The following is an 18,547-nucleotide window of genomic DNA, read 5'->3' as shown; positions in this document are numbered from 1 at the left end:
CGTTATCGTCAAAAGGTCATGCGGGTGGGGCTGGCATCGCTGGCCTGGCCGGCCTGCAACTGCTGGACGATGGCCTCCTGCAGGCGGCTGCACAGCTGCGGGTCGGACAGCGGCTGGTTGTCGGCGTCGGTGATGAAGAACACGTCCTCCACGCGCTCGCCGAGAGTGGCGATCTTGGCGTTCTGCAGCGAGATGTCGAACTCCAGGAAGATCCGCCCGATCCGCGCCAGCAGGCCGGGCCGGTCCGGGGCGGTGATCTCGAGGATGGTCACCGGGCGCTGGGCATCGTTGAGAATGGTCACCTGCGGTGGGAAATCGAAGTGCTTGAGCTGGCGCGGGACCCGGCGCTGGATGATCGCCGGGTAGTCCTCGGGGGTGCGTAGCGCTTCGGTCAGGCCATCGCGGATCTGCCTGACCCGCTGTGGGTTGTCGCCGATCGAGCCGCCGTCGTTGTCGAGCACGATATAGGTGTCGAGGGTGAACTGGCTGCTCGAGGTGATGATCCGGGCGTCGTGGATGTTCAGGTTGAGCTGGGCCATGGCGGCCACGGTCACGGCGAAGAAATCGTGCTGGTCGGGGGCGTAGATGAAGATCTGCGTGCCGCCCTCGAACTCGCGCTGGGTGGTTTCCTTGATCAGCACCAGCGGCCCGCCGTCGGCCGGCTGCTGGAGGATCGCGTCGCTGTGCCAGGCCACGTCGGCAGCGTTGTGCTTGAGGAAGTAGTCGTCACCCAGTTGCGACCAGAGTTGCTCGACGTCGTCCGGGTCGGTGCCTTCGCGCACCAGGATGTCGAGTGCGGCGCTCTGGGTCTGGCGGATCTGCTCCTCGCGGTCCAGCGGGTTTTCCAGGCCCCGGCGCAGGGCGCGCTTGGTCTCGGTGTAGAGCTGGCGCAAGAGGCTCGCCCGCCAGGAGTTCCACAGGCTGGGGTTGGTGGCGTTGATGTCGGCCACGGTCAGCACGTAGAGGTAGTCCAGGCGCGTCTCGTCGCCCACGTGCAGGGCGAAGTCGTTGATCACCTGCGGGTCGGAGAGGTCCTTGCGCTGGGCAGTGGTAGACATCACCAGGTGGTTCTGCACCAGCCAGACGATCAGCCGGCTGTCCCAGGCCGGCAGCTGGTGACGCGCGCAAAAGGCTTGTGCGTCCACTGCGCCCAGCTCGGAATGGTCGCCCTGGCGACCCTTGCCGATGTCGTGGTAGAGGCCGGCCAGGTAGATCAGCTCGGGCTTGGGCAGGCGACCCATGAGCTTGCTGGCCAGCGGGAATTTCTCGGAAACCGGGGTGTACTGCAGCTTGCGCAGGTGTTTGATCAGGTTGAGGGTGTGCGCATCGACTGTATAGATGTGGAACAGGTCGTGCTGCATCTGCCCGACGATCAGGCCGAACTCCGGCAGGTAGCGGCCGAGGATGCCATAGCGGTTCATCCGTCGCAGGTTGCGGTGGATGCCGATCTCGCATTTGAACAGCTCGATGAACAGGCTGGTGTTGCGGATATCGTTGCGGAACTTGTCGTCGATCAGGTGGCGGTGCTCGCGCAGCAGGCGCACAGTGTCGGCGCGCACCCCCTTGATCTCGGGGTGCTGGGCCATCAGCACGAAGATTTCCAGCATGGCGAACGGGGTGCGCCGGAAAACATTCGGGTTGACCGCTTCTATATAGCCGTCGTGCAGGCGGAAGCGTGCGTTCAGTGGCTGGGTGGCGCCACTGTCATCATCGGCGAGGATCACTTCCTCGAAGTGCTGGATGATCAGGTCGCACAGCTGGCTGATGCTCATCACCACCCGGTAGTACTGCTGCATGAACTGTTCGATGGCGCGTTTGGGATTGTCGTCGGTGTAGCCCAGCAGCGCGGCGATGCTGCGCTGGTGGTCGAACAGCAGACGGTCCTCGGCACGCCCGGCGAGCATGTGCAGGGCATAGCGCACGCGCCAGAGGAAGGCCTGGGACGAGGCCAGCAGTTCGTTCTCGCTTTCCAGCAGGAAGTCCTCGCCGGCCAGGGCGTGCAGGTTCAGGGTGCCGTACTGGCGCCGGGCCACCCAGAGCACCGTCTGGATGTCGCGCAGGCCGCCCGGCCCGCCCTTGACGTTGGGCTCGAGGTTGTACTCGGTGTCGTTGTACTTGTGGTGGCGGGCCTTGAGTTCGGCACGCTTGGCCAGGAAGAACTCCTTGCTCGGCCACATGTGCGCGGTGCTGGTGGCGTCGAGCATGCGCCGACGCAGCGACTCGGGGCCGGCAATGGTGCGGCTTTCCATCAGGTTGGTGATGACCGTGAGGTCGGCCCGGGCCTGTTCGGCGCATTCGTCGATGGTGCGCACGCTCTGGCCGACTTCCAGGCCAATGTCCCACAGCAGCGTGAGGAAGCGTTCGATGGCGTCGCGGTACTGCTCGTGCTCGGCGGCGTCGAGCAGGATCAACAGGTCGATGTCCGAGAACGGGTGCAGCTCGCCACGGCCGTAGCCGCCCACCGCCACCAGGGCGATGCCGTCCGGCGCGCCCCAGCTGAACTGGTGCCAGGCCTGTTGCAGGATGTTGTCGACGAACCAGGCGCGGTCCTCGATCAGCCGGCGGATCTCGCGGCCTTCACGGAAACGCTTGTCGAGCACCTCGCCGGCCATGCGGATGGCCTTCTTGAAAGCGGCGATGGGGCTTGCCTTGAGGGCCAGTTCCGCCTGGAACTGGCCGCGGTCGAACAGCTCGGGATCCACCTGGGGCATCGAGTCGCGTTCCTGTTAGTCAGTATCAGGCCGAGGTGCGCGGGATGGTGTCGTCCTTGCGCAGGGTGAAGATCTCGTAGCCGCTGGCGGTCACCACCAGGGTGTGTTCCCACTGGGCCGAGAGCTTGCGGTCCTTGGTGATGGCGGTCCAGCCGTCACCCAGCACCTTGGTGTCGGCCTTGCCCTGGTTGATCATCGGCTCGATGGTGAAGGTCATGCCTTCCTTGAGTTCCATGCCGGTGCCGGCGCGGCCGTAGTGGAGGATCTGCGGCTCTTCGTGGAACACCTTGCCGATGCCGTGGCCGCAGAACTCGCGGACCACCGAGAAACCGTTCTTCTCGGCGTGTTTCTGGATCACTTCGCCGATGTCACCCAGGCGGCAGCCGGGCTTGACCAGCTCGATGGCCTTGTACAGGCACTCCTGGGTGACCTTGGACAGGCGCTCGGCCCATGGCGCGACGGTGCCGACATGGAACATGCGGCTGGTGTCGCCGTGGTAGCCGTCCTTGATCACGGTCACGTCGATGTTGATAGTGTCGCCGTCCTTGAGCGCCTTGTCATTGGGAATGCCGTGGCAGACCACATGGTTGATCGAGGTGCAGATCGACTTGGGGAAGCCCTTGTAGTTGAGAGGGGCGGGGATCGCCTGCTGGACGTTGACGATGTAGTCGTGGCACAGGCGGTCGAGCTCCTCGGTGGTGACGCCGGGCTTGACGTGCTCCTCGATCATTTCCAGCACTTCGGCGGCCAGGCGGCCAGCGATGCGCATCTTCTCGATGTCTTCTGCAGTCTTGATGGTGACGGTCATGAACAGGCTCTCTACGGCGCCCTGTACGGCGCGAACGAACGGGAAAGGCCGGATTCTACCAGAGCGCGGCGGCGATCTGTCGGGAGAGTCCCGTGGATCCGGTGGTCTATTGAAGGCATTCTGGCCGCAAAGCGCGGGTGCTGCAAAAGCCGCTGACGGACGAAGCATGATCCGGGTTCCGTTCGCGCTCGGCCTGTGGTATAAAATGCGCCGCTTTCGGGGGATGACCTCCGTCAGCTCAAACCCACACACGTGTCGACACGATGGCCTGGGTGCCCGGTTTCCCTGGAAACACGGGTTGGTCATTGGGATACGTGGAGGCCCAACCCGACTTATCAAGGAACTATCATGTCCCAAGTCAACATGCGCGATATGCTGAAGGCCGGTGTGCACTTCGGCCACCAGACCCGTTACTGGAACCCGAAAATGGGCAAGTACATTTTCGGCGCGCGTAACAAGATCCACATCATCAACCTGGAAAAAACCCTGCCAATGTTCAACGAAGCTCTGGCTTTCGTAGAGCGTCTGGCCCAGGGCAAGAACAAGATCATGTTCGTCGGCACCAAGCGTTCCGCCGGCAAGATCGTTGCCGAGCAAGCTGCTCGCGCCGGTTCGCCATACGTTGATCACCGCTGGTTGGGCGGCATGCTGACCAACTACAAGACCATCCGTGCTTCGATCAAGCGTCTGCGCGACCTGGAAACCCAGGCCGAAGATGGCACCTTCGCCAAGCTGACCAAGAAAGAAGCCCTGATGCGTTCGCGCGATCTGGAAAAGCTGGACCGCAGCCTGGGTGGTATCAAGGACATGGGCGGCCTGCCTGATGCCCTGTTCGTGATCGACGTTGACCACGAGCGCATTGCTATCACCGAAGCCAACAAGCTGGGCATCCCGGTAATCGGCGTTGTCGATACCAACAGCAGCCCGGAAGGTGTTGATTACATCATCCCAGGCAACGACGACGCCATCCGCGCCATCGAGCTGTACATGACTTCGATGGCCGACGCCATCATCCGCGGCCGCAACAACGTTGCCGGCGGCACTGAAGTCTACGCTGAAGAAGCGGCTGCACCTGCTGCTGAGTAATTGACGCCTGGCGTCTACTCGGCACGCAAAAAGGGGGCTTGGCCCCCTTTTTGCCACCTTGAAATCCTGCTGTCAGCAACGGCCCCGCATCATGGGCGAGCTGATATAAAGGCAGCGATTTGCAGAATTTAACGCCCGTGACGAGCGGGTGGAATGGTTGAAAAACTTTCCAAGAGGATTTTGAAATGGCAGCAATTACTGCGGCGCTGGTCAAAGAACTGCGCGAGCGTACTGGCGAAGGCATGATGGATTGCAAAAAGGCCCTGGAAAAGGCCGGCGGCGACATCGAGAAAGCCATTGACGACATGCGTGCCTCGGGCGCCATCAAGGCCGCCAAGAAGGCTGGCAACGTCGCTGCTGAAGGCGCTATCGCCGTCAAGACCGACGGTAAATCCGCCGTTCTGCTGGAAGTGAACTCGCAGACCGACTTCCTGGCTCTGCAGGACGACTTCAAGAACTTCGTTGCTGAAAGCATCGAAGAAGCCTTCGCCCAGAAGCTGACCGACGCAGCTCCGCTGATCGCCTCGCGTGAAGCCGCTCGTGAAGCCCTGGTTGCCAAGTGCGGCGAGAACGTCAACATCCGTCGCCTGGTGCGCGTTGAAGGCGACGTTGTCGGTGCCTACCTGCACGGCAACAAGATCGGTGCCGTTGTTGTCCTGAAAGGCGGCGACGTCGACCTGGCCAAGAACATTGCCATGCACGTTGCAGCCTCGAACCCAGAGTTCCTGGATGCGTCGGAAATCTCCGCCGAGGCCATCGAGCGCGAGAAGAACGTCTTCCTGCAGCTGAACGCCGACAAGATCGCCGGCAAGCCGGAAAACATCGTTGAAAACATGATCAACGGTCGTATCTCCAAGTTCAAGGCCGAAGCCTCGCTGAAAGAGCAAGCCTTCGTCATGGATCCGGAAGTCAAAGTCGGCGCGCTGGCCAAGAAAGCCGGTGCTGAAATCGTTTCCTTCACCTACTTCAAGGTCGGCGAAGGCATCGAGAAGCCGGTTGACGACTTCGCTGCCGAAGTTGCCGCCCAGGTAGCTGCCGCCAAGCAGTAAGACGGATTCGTCTGTCGCCCCGAAGAGGCTGCCCGCTTACGCGCGCAGCCTCTTTGTCAAAGCGGGAGCGGTTCACGAGACCGTTGTTCGCTGACGCATGAATTGCGTCACGCTAGAGTTACGCGCAGGCTGAAACAGCCCGCCAGATTTTTACAAACGCCGCAGGAGAGATTCGCAATGGCTCAGCAGGGCAGTGGTCATCAGGCTCGCTATAAACGCATTCTACTCAAACTTAGCGGCGAGGCCCTGATGGGCTCGGAAGAGTTCGGGATCGACCCTAAGGTCCTGGATCGCATGGCGCTGGAAGTCGGCCAGCTGGTCGGCATCGGCGTTCAGGTCGGCCTGGTGATCGGTGGTGGCAACCTGTTCCGTGGCGCGGCGCTCAGTGCAGCCGGCATGGACCGCGTTACCGGCGACCACATGGGCATGCTGGCCACCGTGATGAACGGCCTGGCCATGCGCGACGCGCTGGAGCGGGCGAACATCACCGCCATCGTCATGTCGGCCATCTCCATGGTAGGCGTGACCGATCACTACGATCGCCGCAAGGCCATGCGCCACCTGAACTCCAAGGAAGTCGTGATCTTCGCTGCCGGTACCGGCAACCCGTTCTTCACCACCGACTCCGCCGCTTGCCTGCGCGCCATCGAAATCGATGCCGACGTGGTATTGAAGGCAACCAAGGTCGATGGTGTATACACTGCAGATCCATTCAAGGACCCGCATGCCGAGAAGTTCGATCATCTGTCCTACGATGAAGTGCTGGATCGCAAGCTGGGCGTAATGGACCTGACGGCAATCTGCCTTTGCCGCGATCACAAGATGCCGCTGCGCGTCTTCAACATGAACAAGCCCGGCGCCCTGCTGAACATCGTGCATGGCGGCGCGGAAGGAACTCTGATCGAGGAAGTTCAAAAATGATCAACGAAATCAAGAAAGACGCCCAGGCGCGCATGCAAAAGTCGCTGGAGTCGCTGATCCACGCATTTGGCCAGATCCGCACCGGCAAGGCGCATCCGAGCGTCCTGGGCAGCGTGATGGTGCCTTACTATGGCTCCGACACCCCGCTGACCAGTGTCGCCAACGTGACCGTCAAGGACAACCAGACCCTGCAAGTCGTGCCTTTCGAGCGCAACATGCTGGGCGCCATCGACAAGGCCATCGGCAGCGCCGGCTTGAATCTCAATCCGACCAACCTGGGCGAGTTGCTGCTGGTCAATATGCCCCCGCTGACCGAAGAAACCCGCAAGGGCTTCACCAAGCAGGCTCGCGCCGCGGCCGAAGATGCGCGCGTTGCCGTGCGCAACATCCGTCGTGACGCCATGGGTGACCTGAAGAAGCTGTCCAAGGACAAGGAAATCAGTGAAGACGAAGAGCGTCGTGCCAGTGCCGACATCGACAAGCTGATCAAGGATATCGAGGCACAGATCGCCAAGGCCACTGAAGCCAAAGAAAAGGACCTGATGGCCATCTAAGGGTCAGGACGCCTTCATGGAAAAGACCAAGCAGACTGTGCCCTCCGTGGTGCCGCGTCACGTGGCGATCATCATGGATGGGAATAATCGCTGGGCGAAGAAACGCTTCATGCCCGGCGTTGCCGGGCATAAAGCGGGTGTCGATGCGGTGCGCGCCGTGATCGAAGTGTGCGCCGAGGCGAAGGTCGAGGTGCTCACGCTTTTTGCGTTCTCCAGTGAGAACTGGCAGCGACCGGCGGACGAAGTCAGTGCCCTGATGGAGCTGTTCTTCAAGGCGCTGCGCCGCGAGGCCTCGCGCCTGAACGACAACAACATCAGCCTGCGCATCATTGGCGACCGCTCGCGCTTCCATCCTGAGCTTCAGGCGGCGATGCGCGAGGCCGAGGCCGCGACCGCAGGCAGCAACCGTTTCATCCTGCAGATCGCCGCCAACTACGGCGGCCAGTGGGATATCGCCCAGGCTGCCCAGCGCCTGGCGCGTGAGGTTCAGGCCGGTCATCTGCGGCCGGACGACATCACACCGGAGTTGTTGCAGACCTGCCTTGCCACCGGCGACCTGCCGTTGCCCGATCTGTGCATCCGCACCGGCGGCGAGCACCGTATCAGCAACTTCCTGCTGTGGCAGCTGGCCTACGCCGAGCTGTACTTCTCCGACCTCTATTGGCCGGACTTCAAACACGAGGCCATGCGCAACGCGCTGGCCGATTTCGCTTCGCGCCAGCGCCGCTTCGGTAAGACCAGCGAGCAGGTCGAAGCCGGAGCCCGTGCTTAATGCTTAAACAACGCATCATTACCGCGCTGATCCTGCTGCCGATCGCGTTGGGTGGTTTCTTCCTGCTCAACGGTGGAGATTTCGCCCTGTTCATCGGCTTCGTGGTGACGCTCGGTGCCTGGGAGTGGGCGCGCCTCGCCGGCCTGGTCGCGCAGCCGCTGCGCATCGCCTACGCCGCGGTGGTGGCGGGCGGCCTGATGTTGCTCTACCTGATGCCCGACCTTGCGCCCTGGGTGCTGGGCGCCTCGGTGATCTGGTGGGCCCTGGCCACCTGGCTGGTGCTGACCTACCCGCGCAGCGGCGAGCTGTGGAGCAGCGCCGCCTGTCGCCTGCTGATTGGCCTGCTGGTACTGCTGCCTGCCTGGCAGGGCCTGGTACTGCTCAAGCACTGGCCGTTGGGCAACTGGCTGATCCTGTCGGTGATGGTGCTGGTCTGGGCTGCCGATATCGGCGCGTACTTCTCCGGTCGGGCCTTCGGCAAGCGCAAGCTGGCGCCGCAGGTCAGTCCGGGCAAGAGCTGGGAGGGCGTCTATGGCGGCCTCGCGGTCAGCCTGTTGATCACCCTGGCCGTGGGTTTCTCCCGCGACTGGAGTATCGGCCAGGTGCTGCTGGGCCTGCTGGGGGCTGTCGTTGTAGTGATGTCCTCGGTGGTCGGCGACCTGACCGAAAGCATGTTCAAGCGCCGTGAAGGCATCAAGGACAGCAGCAACCTGCTGCCGGGTCATGGCGGCGTGCTCGATCGCATCGACAGCCTGACCGCGGCGATTCCGATGTTTGCCGTGCTGCTGTGGGCGGCTGAGTGGGGTGTGATGTGAGTGCCGTGCAACGCATAACCGTGCTGGGGGCCACCGGCTCCATCGGCCTGAGCACGCTGGATGTCATTGCCCGCCACCCTGACCGTTACCAGGTGTTCGCCCTCAGCGGCTATTCGCGCATCGACGAACTCCTGGCCCTGTGCGAGCGTCATCGTCCGGCGTTCGCCGTGGTGCCGAGCGCCGAGGCGGCCATGCGCCTGCGTCAGGGGCTGGCCGCGGCGGGCTGCGCCACCGAGGTGCTCGAGGGTGAGGCCGGGTTGTGTCAGGTGGCCGCTGCGTCCGAGGTGGATACCGTGATGGCGGCTATCGTCGGCGCCGCCGGCCTGCGCCCGACCCTGGCCGCGGTCGAGGCGGGCAAGAAGGTGCTGCTGGCCAACAAGGAGGCCCTGGTGATGTCCGGGGCCCTGTTCATGGATGCGGTGCACCGCAGTGGTTCGGTGTTGTTGCCGATCGACAGCGAGCACAACGCGATCTTCCAGTGCATGCCCGGCGATTACGCCCGTGGCCTGGGCGCTGTCGGCGTGCGCCGGATCCTGCTGACCGCCTCCGGCGGGCCGTTCCGCGAAACCCCTGCTGAAGCATTGCTGGATGTAACTCCGGAGCAGGCCTGCGCGCACCCGAACTGGTCCATGGGTCGCAAGATCTCGGTCGATTCGGCCAGCATGCTGAACAAAGGCCTGGAACTGATCGAGGCCTGCTGGCTGTTCGATGCCAAGCCGTCCCAGATTGAAGTGGTGGTGCACCCGCAGAGCGTCATTCACTCGCTGGTGGATTACGTCGATGGCTCGGTGCTTGCCCAGTTGGGCAACCCGGACATGCGCACGCCGATCTCCAACGCCCTGGCCTGGCCGGAGCGTATCGATTCGGGCGTCGCGCCGCTGGACCTGTTCGCCATCGCCCGTCTGGATTTCCAGGCGCCCGACGAACAGCGCTTCCCATGCCTGCGCCTGGCGCGTCAGGCTGCCGAGGCGGGCAACAGCGCGCCGGCGGTGCTCAACGCCGCCAACGAAGTGGCTGTCGAGGCGTTTCTCCAGCGGCGTATCCGCTTCCCGGAGATCGCGGGTATGATCGAACAGGTGCTCGACCAGGAGCCCGTGGTGGCATTGCCCACCCTCGAGGCGGTGTTCGCCGCCGACCAGCGTGCCCGGGAGCTGTCCCGGGAATGGCTGCGACGCCACGGCCGCTGAAGCCTGCGGCCGACTCCGCCGAATGTCACCCGGAGATTGGACATGACTGCGCTCTACATGATTGTCGGCACCCTGATTGCCCTGGGTGTGCTGGTTACCTTCCACGAGTTCGGCCACTTCTGGGTGGCGCGGCGTTGCGGGGTCAAGGTCCTGCGTTTCTCGGTGGGCTTCGGCACGCCACTGGTGCGTTGGCATGATCGCCACGGCACCGAGTTCGTCGTCGCCGCGATCCCCCTGGGCGGCTACGTCAAGATGCTCGACGAGCGCGAGGGCGAGGTCCCGCCAGCGCTGGCCGAGCAGTCGTTCAACCGCAAGTCGGTCCGCCAGCGCATCGCCATCGTGGCCGCCGGCCCCATCGCCAACTTCCTGCTTGCCATCCTGTTCTTCTGGGTGGTGGCCATGCTGGGCTCGCAACAGGTGCGTCCGGTCATCGGCGGCGTCGAGGCCGGCAGCCTGGCGGCCAGCGCCGGTCTGAGCGTCGGCCAGGAAATCGTCTCCATCGATGGCGAACCGACCAATGGTTGGTCGGCGGTCAACCTGCAGCTGGTGCGCCGCCTCGGCGAGAGCGGCACGCTGCGGGTCGGGGTGCTCGACGAGGGCGCGACCACCGAGCGCCAGCTCGATGTTTCCCTGAATCAGTGGCTCAAGGGCGTCGATGAGCCGGAGCCGATCCAGTCCCTTGGCCTGCGCCCCTGGCGCCCGGCGGTGGCGCCGGTGCTGGCCGAGATCGATCCGAAGGGGCCAGCGGCGGCGGCCGGGCTCAAGACCGGTGACAAGCTGCTGGCGCTCGACGGCGTCGAGCTGGCCGACTGGCAGCAGGTGGTCGACGCGGTCCGCGCGCGTCCCGAGAAAAAGGTCAGCCTGCGCATCGAGCGCGACGGCGCGCCACTCGAGGTTGCCGTCACCCTGGCGCGCAAAGGTGAGGGGCAGGCTTCTGGCGGCTATCTGGGCGCCGGGGTCAAGGCCGCCGAGTGGCCGGCGAAGATGCTCCGCGAGGTCAGCTATGGTCCGCTGGAAGCAGTCGGCGAGGGGCTTTCCCGCACCTGGAGCATGAGCGTCCTGACCCTCGAATCGCTGAAGAAAATGCTGTTCGGGGAGCTCTCGGTAAAAAACTTGAGCGGACCGATAACCATTGCTAAAGTGGCGGGCGCTTCAGCCCAGTCGGGCGTTGGGGATTTCCTGAATTTCCTGGCCTACCTGAGCATAAGCCTGGGGGTTCTGAACCTGCTGCCCATCCCGGTACTGGATGGGGGGCATTTGCTGTTCTACCTGATCGAGTGGGCGCGCGGTCGTCCGCTCTCGGATCGGGTGCAAGGTTGGGGGGTCCAGATCGGTATCAGTTTGGTCGTCGGGGTGATGTTGCTCGCCCTGATCAACGATCTGGGTCGACTATAAAAGCTTCGCTCAATCGCGAAAACCTGCCGCCTTGTCGCGGCAGGTTGTTTATTGCCAGTTGGAATAAAAGGACTTCATGAAACGTCTGCTGCTAACTGCGGTGCTCTCCGCACTGATGATCGCTGAAGTTCACGCCGAGTCCTTCACCATCTCCGATATTCGTGTCAACGGCCTGCAGCGGGTGTCCGCCGGCAGCGTGTTCGGCGCGTTGCCGCTGAACGTCGGTGACCAGGTCGACGACCGCCGTCTGGTCGAGTCGACCCGCTCGCTGTTCAAGACCGGCTTCTTCCAGGACATCCAGCTGAACCGCGACGGCAATGTCCTGATCATCAACGTGGTCGAGCGCCCCTCGGTGTCGAGCATCGAGATCGAAGGCAACAAGGCGATCAGCACCGAAGACCTGATGAAAGGCCTGAAACAGTCGGGCCTGGCCGAAGGCGAGATCTTCCAGCGCGCGACGCTGGAAGGCGTGCGTAACGAACTGCAGCGCCAGTACGTGGCCCAGGGCCGCTACTCCGCCGAGGTCGACGCCGAAGTCGTGCCGCAGCCGCGCAACCGCGTGGGCCTGAAGATCAAGATCAACGAAGGCACCGTGGCCGCGATCCAGCACATCAACGTGGTGGGCAACACGGTCTTCGACGACGAGACCCTCGGCCAGCTGTTCGAGCTCAAGACCACCAACTGGTTGTCGTTCTTCAAGAACGACGACAAGTACGCCCGGGAAAAACTCTCCGGTGACCTGGAGCGCCTGCGTTCCTACTACCTGGACCGCGGCTACATCAACATGGACATCGCGTCCACCCAGGTGTCGATCACCCCGGACAAGAAGCACGTCTACATCACCGTCAACATCAACGAGGGCGAGAAGTACACCGTCCGCGACGTGAAGCTGTCCGGTGACCTGAAAGTGCCGGAAGACCAGGTCAAGTCGCTGCTGCTGGTGCAGCCGGGCCAGGTGTTTTCGCGCAAGGTGATGACCACAACCTCCGACCTGATCACCCGTCGCCTGGGCAACGAAGGCTACACCTTCGCCAACGTCAACGGCGTGCCGCAGCCGAACGACCAGGATCACACCGTCGACATCATGTTCGTCGTCGATCCGGGCAAGCGTGCCTACGTCAACCGCATCAACTACCGCGGCAACACCAAGACCGAAGACGAAGTGCTGCGTCGTGAAATGCGCCAGATGGAAGGTGGCTGGGCTTCGACCTACCTGATCGACCAGTCCAAGACCCGCCTCGAGCGCCTGGGCTTCTTCAAGGAAGTCAACGTCGAGACGCCGCCGGTGCCGGGCACCGACGACCAGGTCGACGTCAACTACAGCGTCGAAGAGCAGGCCTCCGGCTCGATCACCGCCAGCGTCGGCTTCGCCCAGAGCGCCGGCCTGATCTTGGGCGGCTCGATCAGCCAGAACAACTTCCTCGGTACCGGTAACAAGGTCTCCATCGGCCTGACCCGTTCCGAGTACCAGACCCGCTACAACTTCGGCTACGTCGATCCCTACTTCACCGCCGATGGCGTGAGCCTGGGCTACAACGCCTTCTACCGCAGCACCGACTACGACGACCTCGACGTCGACGTGGCCAGCTACGCGGTGGACAGCCTCGGTGCCGGTGTCAGCCTCGGCTACCCGATCAGCGAGACCTCGCGCCTGACCTACGGCCTGACCGTGCAGCAGGACAAGATCAAGACCGGCCGCTACACCGTCGACGAGATCTTCAAGTTCCTCCAGGACGAGGGCGACAACTTCCTGAACTTCAAGGCGTCGATCGGCTGGTCCGAGTCGACCCTGAACAAAGGCGTGCTGGCTACCCGCGGTCACTCCCAGAGCCTGACCCTGGAAACCACCGTGCCTGGCAGCGACCTGTCGTTCTACAAGCTCGACTACCGCGGCCAGCTGTTCAAGCCGATCAACAACGAGTACACCCTGCGCCTGCACACCGAACTGGGCTATGGTGATGGTTTCGGCTCGACCTCCGGCCTGCCGTTCTATGAAAACTACTACGCGGGCGGCTTCAACTCCGTGCGCGGCTTCAAGGACAGCACCCTGGGTCCACGCAGTACTCCGAGCCGCGGCGCCGCGGTGACCGGCAACCAGGGCACCCTGGCCGACCCGGACCAGGATCCGCTGCCGTTCGGTGGCAACGTCCTCGTCCAGGGTGGCGTGGAGCTGCTGTTCCCGCTGCCGTTCGTCAAGGATCAGCGTTCGCTGCGCACGTCCGTGTTCTGGGACGTGGGTAACGTGTTCGACACCAACTGCGGCTCCAAGCCCGATTGCACCAAGGTCGGTTTCTCGGACATGGCCAGCTCGGTCGGTCTGGGTGTGACCTGGATCACCGCGCTGGGCCCGTTGAGCTTCAGCCTGGCGATGCCGATCAAGAAGCCGGACGACGCCGACACGCAAGTGTTCCAATTCTCTCTGGGCCAGACCTTCTGAGGTCGGCCCTTGCATAACGACAACGGATTATCCAGGAGTGCATCGTGCGTAAGTTGACCCAACTGGCCCTCGTGGCCGCGGCGCTGGTCGCCACCCCGGCTTTCGCCGAAATGAAAGTTGCCGTGCTGAACTATCAGATGGCCCTGCTGGAATCCGATGCGGCCAAGAAGTACGCCGTTGACGCCGAGAAGAAGTTCGGCCCGCAACTGACCAAGCTCAAGGGCCTGGAAAGCAGCGCCAAAGGTATCCAGGACCGCCTGATCAAGGGCGGCGACAAGATGCCTCAGCCTGAGCGTGAACGCCTGGAACTCGAGTTCAAGCAAAAAGCCCGTGACTTCCAGTTCCAGTCCAAGGAACTCAACGAAGCCAAGGCCGTGGCCGACCGCGACATGCTCAAGCAACTCAAGCCGAAGCTTGACGGTGCTGTCGAGGAAGTGATCAAGAAGGGCGGTTTCGACCTGGTTCTGGAGCGTGGCGCGGTCATCGATGTCAAGCCGCAGTACGACATCACCCGCCAGGTCATCGAGCGCATGAACCAAGCTCGTTGATATGACCGTGACCATGACGCTCGGCCAGCTGGCCGAGGCCCTCGGGGCCGAACTCAAAGGCCCCGAAGCGCTGCAGATCACCGGGCTGGCCACCTTGCAGGAGGCCGGTTCCGGGCAGTTGAGCTTCCTGGCCAACAAGCAGTACCGCAAGTTCCTGGACGATTCCTCGGCCAGCGCGGTATTGCTCAAGGCCGAGGACGCCGAAGGTTTTGCCGGCAACGCCCTGATCGTTCCCGACCCTTACCTGGCCTATGCACGCATTTCGCACCTGTTCGATCCAAAGCCCAAGGCTGTGGCGGGAGTCCATCCTAGCGCCGTGGTTGCCGAGGATGCCCAGGTGGATGCCAGCGCCAGCATCGGCCCGTTCGCGGTGATCGAGAGCGGTGCGCGCATTGGCGCCAATGTAACGGTTGGCGCGCACTGCTTCGTCGGTGCCCGCTGCGTCATCGGCGAGGGTGGCTGGCTGGCCCCGCGGGTCACGCTGTATCACGACGTGACCATCGGCAAGCGGGTGGTCATCCAATCCGGCGCGGTGATCGGCGGCGAGGGCTTCGGCTTTGCCAACGAGAAAGGTATCTGGCGCAAGATCGCGCAGATCGGCGGCGTCACCCTGGGTGATGACGTGGAGATCGGTGTGAACACCGCGGTAGACCGTGGCGCGCTGTCGGACACCCGCATTGGCGATGGCGTCAAGCTCGACAACCAGATCCAGATCGCCCACAACGTGCAGGTCGGCGACCACACGGCGATGGCGGCCTGCGTCGGGATTTCCGGCAGCACCCGGATCGGCAAGCATTGCATGATTGCCGGTGGCGTCGGGATGGTCGGCCACATCGACGTCTGCGACAATGTCTTTGTCTCCGGCATGACCATGGTGACCCGTTCAATTACCGAGCCGGGTGGCTATTCTTCCGGTACGGCCATGCAACCCTTGGCCGAGTGGCGCAAGAGCGCCGCTCGCATTCGCCAGCTGGACGAGATGTCCAAGCGTCTCCAGCAGCTGGAAAAGCGTGTCGACACCGTGACCTCAGGTGGCCAGCCGGCATCAGAAGGCTGATACCATTTACTGAGCAAGCGCTACAGTCGCTAGCTGGCTCCTCTTTGGATCTGCAAAAGGAGCGTGTGGTCAGCACCTGCGCTCCCTATTCTTATACAGGCTTCCCCCCGAAATGATGGACATCAACGAGATTCGCGAATACCTGCCTCACCGTTACCCGTTCCTGTTGGTGGATCGTGTGACGGACCTGGACTTCGAGGCCCAAAGCATTCGTGCCTACAAGAATGTCAGCATCAACGAGCCGTTCTTCAATGGCCACTTCCCGGCGCATCCGATCATGCCGGGCGTGCTGATCATCGAGGCGATGGCCCAGGCGGCCGGGATTCTCGGATTCAAGATGCTCGACGCCAAGCCGGCGGACGGCACCCTCTACTACTTCGTCGGCTCCGACAAGCTGCGCTTCCGCCAGCCGGTGCTGCCGGGCGACCAGCTGGTGCTGGAAGCCAGGTTCCTCAGCCGCAAGAGCATGATCTGGAAGTTCGAGTGCCGCGCCCTGGTGGACGGCAAGCCGGTCTGCTCGGCCGAGATCACCTGCGCGGAACGCTCCCTATGAGTTCGATTGACCCAAGGGCGATCATCGACCCCTCGGCCAAGCTGGCCGAGGGCGTCGAGGTCGGCCCCTGGTCGATCGTAGGCCCCGATGTGGAAATCGGGGAGGGCACCGTCATCGGTCCGCACGTGGTGCTCAAGGGGCCGACCCGCATCGGCAAGCACAACCGTATCTACCAGTTTTCATCTATCGGTGAAGACACCCCTGACCTGAAGTACAAGGGTGAGCCGACGCGCCTGGTGATCGGTGACCACAACGTGATCCGCGAGGGTGTCACCATCCACCGCGGCACCGTCCAGGACCGTTCGGAAACGACCCTGGGCGATCACAACCTGATCATGGCCTATGCCCACATCGGCCACGACAGCGTCATCGGCAACCACTGCATCCTGGTCAACAACACCGCGCTGGCGGGCCATGTGCATGTTGGCGACTGGGCGATCCTGTCCGGCTACACCCTGGTACACCAGTACTGCCATATCGGCGCCCACGCGTTTTCCGGCATGGGCACCGCGATCGGCAAGGACGTACCGGCCTACGTCACCGTGTTCGGCAGCCCGGCCGAGGCGCGCAGCATGAACTTCGAAGGCCTGCGCCGTCGCGGTTTCAGCGACGAAGTACTGCACGCCCTGCGTCGCGCCTACAAGATCGTCTACCGGCAGGGCCTTACCGTCGAAGAGGCGCTCAAGGAGCTGGATGAACTGGTAACGCAGTTCCCCGAAGTCGACCTGTTCCGCCAATCGATCGCCAATTCCGCACGCGGCATCACCCGCTGACATGGCCCGGCTCTGCGTGGCGCTGGTCGCGGGCGAGGCCAGCGGCGATATTCTTGGTTCCGGCCTGATGCGCGCCATCAAGGCACGTCATCCCGATGTACGGTTCATCGGTGTTGGCGGTCCCTTGATGGAAGCCGAGGGCATGACCTCCTACTTTCCGATGGAACGTCTGGCCGTCATGGGCCTGGTCGAGGTGCTCGGGCGCCTGCGCGAGCTGCTCAAGCGGCGCAAGGAACTGATCCAGACGCTGATCGGCGAAAAGCCCGACGTGTTCATTGGCATCGACGCCCCCGATTTCACCCTCAATATCGAACTCAAGCTGCGCCAGGCCGGGATCAAGACGGTGCATTACGTCAGCCCGTCGGTCTGGGCCTGGCGGCAGAAGCGCGTGCTGAAGATTCGCGAGGGGTGCGACCTGATGCTCACCCTGCTGCCGTTCGAAGCGCGTTTCTATGAAGAGCAAGGTGTGCCGGTGCGTTTCGTCGGCCATCCGCTGGCGGACACCATTCCCCTGGAGGCCGACCGTGGCGCGGCGCGTGCCGAGCTCGGCCTGGGCGAAGGGCCGGTGATCGCGCTGATGCCCGGCAGCCGGGGTGGTGAGGTGGGGCGCCTGGGTGCCTTGTTCCTCGATGCCGCCCAGCGCCTGTGCGAGCTGGTGCCCGGCGTGCGCTTCGTGCTGCCGTGCGCCAATGCCGCCCGGCGCGCCCAGGTCGAGCAGATGCTCGAAGGGCGCGAGCTGCCGCTGACCCTGCTGGACGGCCGCTCGCACCAGGCGTTGGCCGCCTGTGACGCGGTGCTGATCGCCTCCGGCACCGCCACCCTTGAAGCGATGCTGTACAAGCGACCGATGGTGGTGGCCTACCGCCTGGCGCCGCTGACCTATTGGATCCTCAAGCGCATGGTCAAGAGCCCGTACGTGTCGCTGCCCAACTTGCTGGCCCAGCGCCTGCTGGTGCCGGAGCTGCTGCAGGACGCCGCCACCAGCGAAGCCCTGGCGCAGACCCTGGCGCCGCTGGTCAAGGACGGCTCGCAACAGACCGACAGCTTCGACCAGATCCACCGCACCCTGCGCCGCGACGCCTCCAACCAGGCGGCCGACGCGGTGCTCGCCCTGTTGAAGGACAGCTGACATGCAGATGGGACTGGATTTCAACCTGGTTGAAGAGCTGGTGGCCGGCGTCGATGAAGTGGGTCGCGGCCCGCTGTGCGGCGCGGTGGTCACCGCGGCGGTGATTCTCGACCCGCGCCGACCGATCCTCGGCCTGAACGACTCGAAGAAGCTTACCGAGGCCAAGCGCGACGCGCTGTTCGACGAGATTCGCGAAAAGGCCCTGAGCTTCTTCATCGCCCGGGCCGAGGTCGAGGAGATCGACCGCCTGAACATCCTCCAGGCCACCATGCTGGCCATGCAGCGCGCGGTCGAAGGGCTGCACATCACGCCGAAACTGGCGCTGATCGACGGCAACCGTTGCCCGAAGCTGGCCGTGCCGGCGGCGCCGGTGGTCAAGGGCGACTCCCAGGTGCCGGCGATCGCGGCGGCTTCGATCCTGGCCAAGGTTACCCGTGATCGCGAGATGAGCGAGTTCGAGCTGATCTACCCGGGGTACGGGATCGGCGGGCACAAGGGCTATCCGACCCCGGTACACCTCGAGGCCCTGGCACGCCTTGGGCCGACGCCCATTCATCGGCGCTCGTTCGCGCCTGTTCGGGCCGCATGGGAAGCCCGTGAAGGTATATCCACCTCGCTGATCTGATCGGCGCCATTCATCGCGGGGCAAGCCCGCTCCCACGCCAAGCCTGCACTGGAATCGGCTGCGTGGGAGCGGGTTTGCCCCGCGATGCATTCTGCAACCAACCGCTGACCTGCAGGCGAGGCAAGCG

17 protein-coding genes are annotated in these 18,547 nt (G+C 63.5%); 15 read left to right on the top strand and 2 right to left on the bottom strand.

Translation table 11 applies throughout. The features are described 5' to 3' along the window. Positions 1–8: 8 nt before the first annotated feature. Positions 9–2,711 (bottom strand): [protein-PII] uridylyltransferase, encoded by a 2,703-nt coding sequence (locus tag AC0MAZ_RS23915; RefSeq protein ID WP_475859417.1) that lies wholly within the window; start codon positions 2,709–2,711, stop codon positions 9–11. 25 nt (positions 2,712–2,736) lie between these two features. After that, a complete protein-coding gene (gene map, locus AC0MAZ_RS23910; RefSeq protein WP_050704409.1) occupies positions 2,737–3,519 on the bottom strand; it encodes a type I methionyl aminopeptidase in 783 nt (260 codons plus the stop codon). A 348-nt stretch (positions 3,520–3,867) separates the two neighbouring features. Between map and rpsB the strand changes: the two genes are divergently transcribed. The 15 genes from rpsB to rnhB all read left to right on the top strand — a co-directional run bounded on the left by rpsB (position 3,868) and on the right by rnhB (position 18,420). Further along, a complete protein-coding gene (gene rpsB, locus AC0MAZ_RS23905) occupies positions 3,868–4,605 on the top strand; it encodes a 30S ribosomal protein S2 (RefSeq protein WP_027595792.1) in 738 nt (245 codons plus the stop codon). A 185-nt stretch (positions 4,606–4,790) separates the two neighbouring features. Further along, the gene (tsf, locus tag AC0MAZ_RS23900) at positions 4,791–5,654 is read left to right on the top strand and encodes a translation elongation factor Ts (RefSeq protein WP_050704410.1); all 864 of its coding nucleotides are present in this window, start codon (positions 4,791–4,793) and stop codon (positions 5,652–5,654) included. Positions 5,655–5,831: 177 nt separating this feature from the next. Next, positions 5,832–6,575, top strand: coding sequence for a UMP kinase (gene pyrH / locus AC0MAZ_RS23895; protein WP_028690676.1), 744 nt, complete (start codon positions 5,832–5,834; stop codon positions 6,573–6,575). Next, a complete protein-coding gene (gene frr / locus AC0MAZ_RS23890) occupies positions 6,572–7,129 on the top strand; it encodes a ribosome recycling factor (RefSeq protein ID WP_203651124.1) in 558 nt (185 codons plus the stop codon). The genes pyrH and frr overlap by 4 nt, the downstream gene beginning before the upstream one ends. Positions 7,130–7,145: 16 nt before the next feature. Further along, positions 7,146–7,901 carry a polyprenyl diphosphate synthase gene (gene uppS, locus AC0MAZ_RS23885; RefSeq protein ID WP_203651126.1) on the top strand — a complete coding sequence of 252 codons (756 nt, stop codon included), beginning with the start codon at positions 7,146–7,148 and terminating at the stop codon, positions 7,899–7,901. Further along, complete coding sequence (locus AC0MAZ_RS23880) at positions 7,901–8,716, top strand: phosphatidate cytidylyltransferase (RefSeq protein WP_062574937.1); 816 nt, start codon at positions 7,901–7,903, stop codon at positions 8,714–8,716. Before uppS ends, AC0MAZ_RS23880 begins: the two co-directional genes overlap by 1 nt. Further along, positions 8,713–9,903 (top strand): 1-deoxy-D-xylulose-5-phosphate reductoisomerase, encoded by a 1,191-nt coding sequence (gene ispC / locus AC0MAZ_RS23875; protein WP_203651128.1) that lies wholly within the window; start codon positions 8,713–8,715, stop codon positions 9,901–9,903. The genes AC0MAZ_RS23880 and ispC overlap by 4 nt, the downstream gene beginning before the upstream one ends. A gap of 42 nt (positions 9,904–9,945) precedes the next feature. Beyond that, positions 9,946–11,298 carry a sigma E protease regulator RseP gene (rseP, locus tag AC0MAZ_RS23870; RefSeq protein ID WP_475859411.1) on the top strand — a complete coding sequence of 451 codons (1,353 nt, stop codon included), beginning with the start codon at positions 9,946–9,948 and terminating at the stop codon, positions 11,296–11,298. A 76-nt stretch (positions 11,299–11,374) separates the two neighbouring features. Beyond that, on the top strand, positions 11,375–13,735 hold the full coding sequence (gene bamA, locus AC0MAZ_RS23865; protein WP_203651135.1) for an outer membrane protein assembly factor BamA: 2,361 nt from the start codon (positions 11,375–11,377) through the stop codon (positions 13,733–13,735). A 44-nt stretch (positions 13,736–13,779) separates the two neighbouring features. Further along, on the top strand, positions 13,780–14,283 hold the full coding sequence (locus AC0MAZ_RS23860; protein ID WP_023629834.1) for an OmpH/Skp family outer membrane protein: 504 nt from the start codon (positions 13,780–13,782) through the stop codon (positions 14,281–14,283). Between the two features lies 1 nt (position 14,284). Continuing rightward, a complete protein-coding gene (lpxD, locus tag AC0MAZ_RS23855) occupies positions 14,285–15,340 on the top strand; it encodes a UDP-3-O-(3-hydroxymyristoyl)glucosamine N-acyltransferase (RefSeq protein ID WP_203651136.1) in 1,056 nt (351 codons plus the stop codon). Between the two features lie 112 nt (positions 15,341–15,452). After that, positions 15,453–15,893 carry a 3-hydroxyacyl-ACP dehydratase FabZ gene (fabZ, locus tag AC0MAZ_RS23850; protein WP_051097422.1) on the top strand — a complete coding sequence of 147 codons (441 nt, stop codon included), beginning with the start codon at positions 15,453–15,455 and terminating at the stop codon, positions 15,891–15,893. Further along, positions 15,890–16,666 (top strand): acyl-ACP--UDP-N-acetylglucosamine O-acyltransferase, encoded by a 777-nt coding sequence (gene lpxA / locus AC0MAZ_RS23845; protein WP_028690667.1) that lies wholly within the window; start codon positions 15,890–15,892, stop codon positions 16,664–16,666. Before fabZ ends, lpxA begins: the two co-directional genes overlap by 4 nt. A 1-nt stretch (position 16,667) precedes the next feature. Then, the gene (gene lpxB / locus AC0MAZ_RS23840) at positions 16,668–17,795 is read left to right on the top strand and encodes a lipid-A-disaccharide synthase (RefSeq protein WP_475859407.1); all 1,128 of its coding nucleotides are present in this window, start codon (positions 16,668–16,670) and stop codon (positions 17,793–17,795) included. Between the two features lies 1 nt (position 17,796). Next, the gene (rnhB, locus tag AC0MAZ_RS23835) at positions 17,797–18,420 is read left to right on the top strand and encodes a ribonuclease HII (RefSeq protein ID WP_203651138.1); all 624 of its coding nucleotides are present in this window, start codon (positions 17,797–17,799) and stop codon (positions 18,418–18,420) included. The last annotated feature ends 127 nt before the right edge of the window (positions 18,421–18,547 follow it).

The sequence above is a fragment of the Pseudomonas sp. A genome (genome assembly GCF_056270345.1).
Note: the sequence above shows the minus strand (reverse complement) of the source record. Positions and strands in the feature narration are given on the sequence as shown.

What these genes read in the sequence shown, in the direction of transcription:
- map (WP_050704409.1), bottom strand. Translation starts at nt 3,519, where the DNA reads ATGACCGTCACCATCAAGACTGCAGAAGACATCGAGAAGATGCGCATC.
- fabZ (WP_051097422.1), top strand. Translation starts at nt 15,453, where the DNA reads ATGATGGACATCAACGAGATTCGCGAATACCTGCCTCACCGTTACCCG.
- tsf (WP_050704410.1), top strand. Translation starts at nt 4,791, where the DNA reads ATGGCAGCAATTACTGCGGCGCTGGTCAAAGAACTGCGCGAGCGTACT.
- AC0MAZ_RS23915 (WP_475859417.1), bottom strand. Translation starts at nt 2,711, where the DNA reads ATGCCCCAGGTGGATCCCGAGCTGTTCGACCGCGGCCAGTTCCAGGCG.
- frr (WP_203651124.1), top strand. Translation starts at nt 6,572, where the DNA reads ATGATCAACGAAATCAAGAAAGACGCCCAGGCGCGCATGCAAAAGTCG.
- lpxA (WP_028690667.1), top strand. Translation starts at nt 15,890, where the DNA reads ATGAGTTCGATTGACCCAAGGGCGATCATCGACCCCTCGGCCAAGCTG.
- bamA (WP_203651135.1), top strand. Translation starts at nt 11,375, where the DNA reads ATGAAACGTCTGCTGCTAACTGCGGTGCTCTCCGCACTGATGATCGCT.
- rpsB (WP_027595792.1), top strand. Translation starts at nt 3,868, where the DNA reads ATGTCCCAAGTCAACATGCGCGATATGCTGAAGGCCGGTGTGCACTTC.
- lpxB (WP_475859407.1), top strand. Translation starts at nt 16,668, where the DNA reads ATGGCCCGGCTCTGCGTGGCGCTGGTCGCGGGCGAGGCCAGCGGCGAT.
- AC0MAZ_RS23880 (WP_062574937.1), top strand. Translation starts at nt 7,901, where the DNA reads ATGCTTAAACAACGCATCATTACCGCGCTGATCCTGCTGCCGATCGCG.
- rseP (WP_475859411.1), top strand. Translation starts at nt 9,946, where the DNA reads ATGACTGCGCTCTACATGATTGTCGGCACCCTGATTGCCCTGGGTGTG.
- lpxD (WP_203651136.1), top strand. Translation starts at nt 14,285, where the DNA reads ATGACCGTGACCATGACGCTCGGCCAGCTGGCCGAGGCCCTCGGGGCC.
- uppS (WP_203651126.1), top strand. Translation starts at nt 7,146, where the DNA reads ATGGAAAAGACCAAGCAGACTGTGCCCTCCGTGGTGCCGCGTCACGTG.
- pyrH (WP_028690676.1), top strand. Translation starts at nt 5,832, where the DNA reads ATGGCTCAGCAGGGCAGTGGTCATCAGGCTCGCTATAAACGCATTCTA.
- rnhB (WP_203651138.1), top strand. Translation starts at nt 17,797, where the DNA reads ATGCAGATGGGACTGGATTTCAACCTGGTTGAAGAGCTGGTGGCCGGC.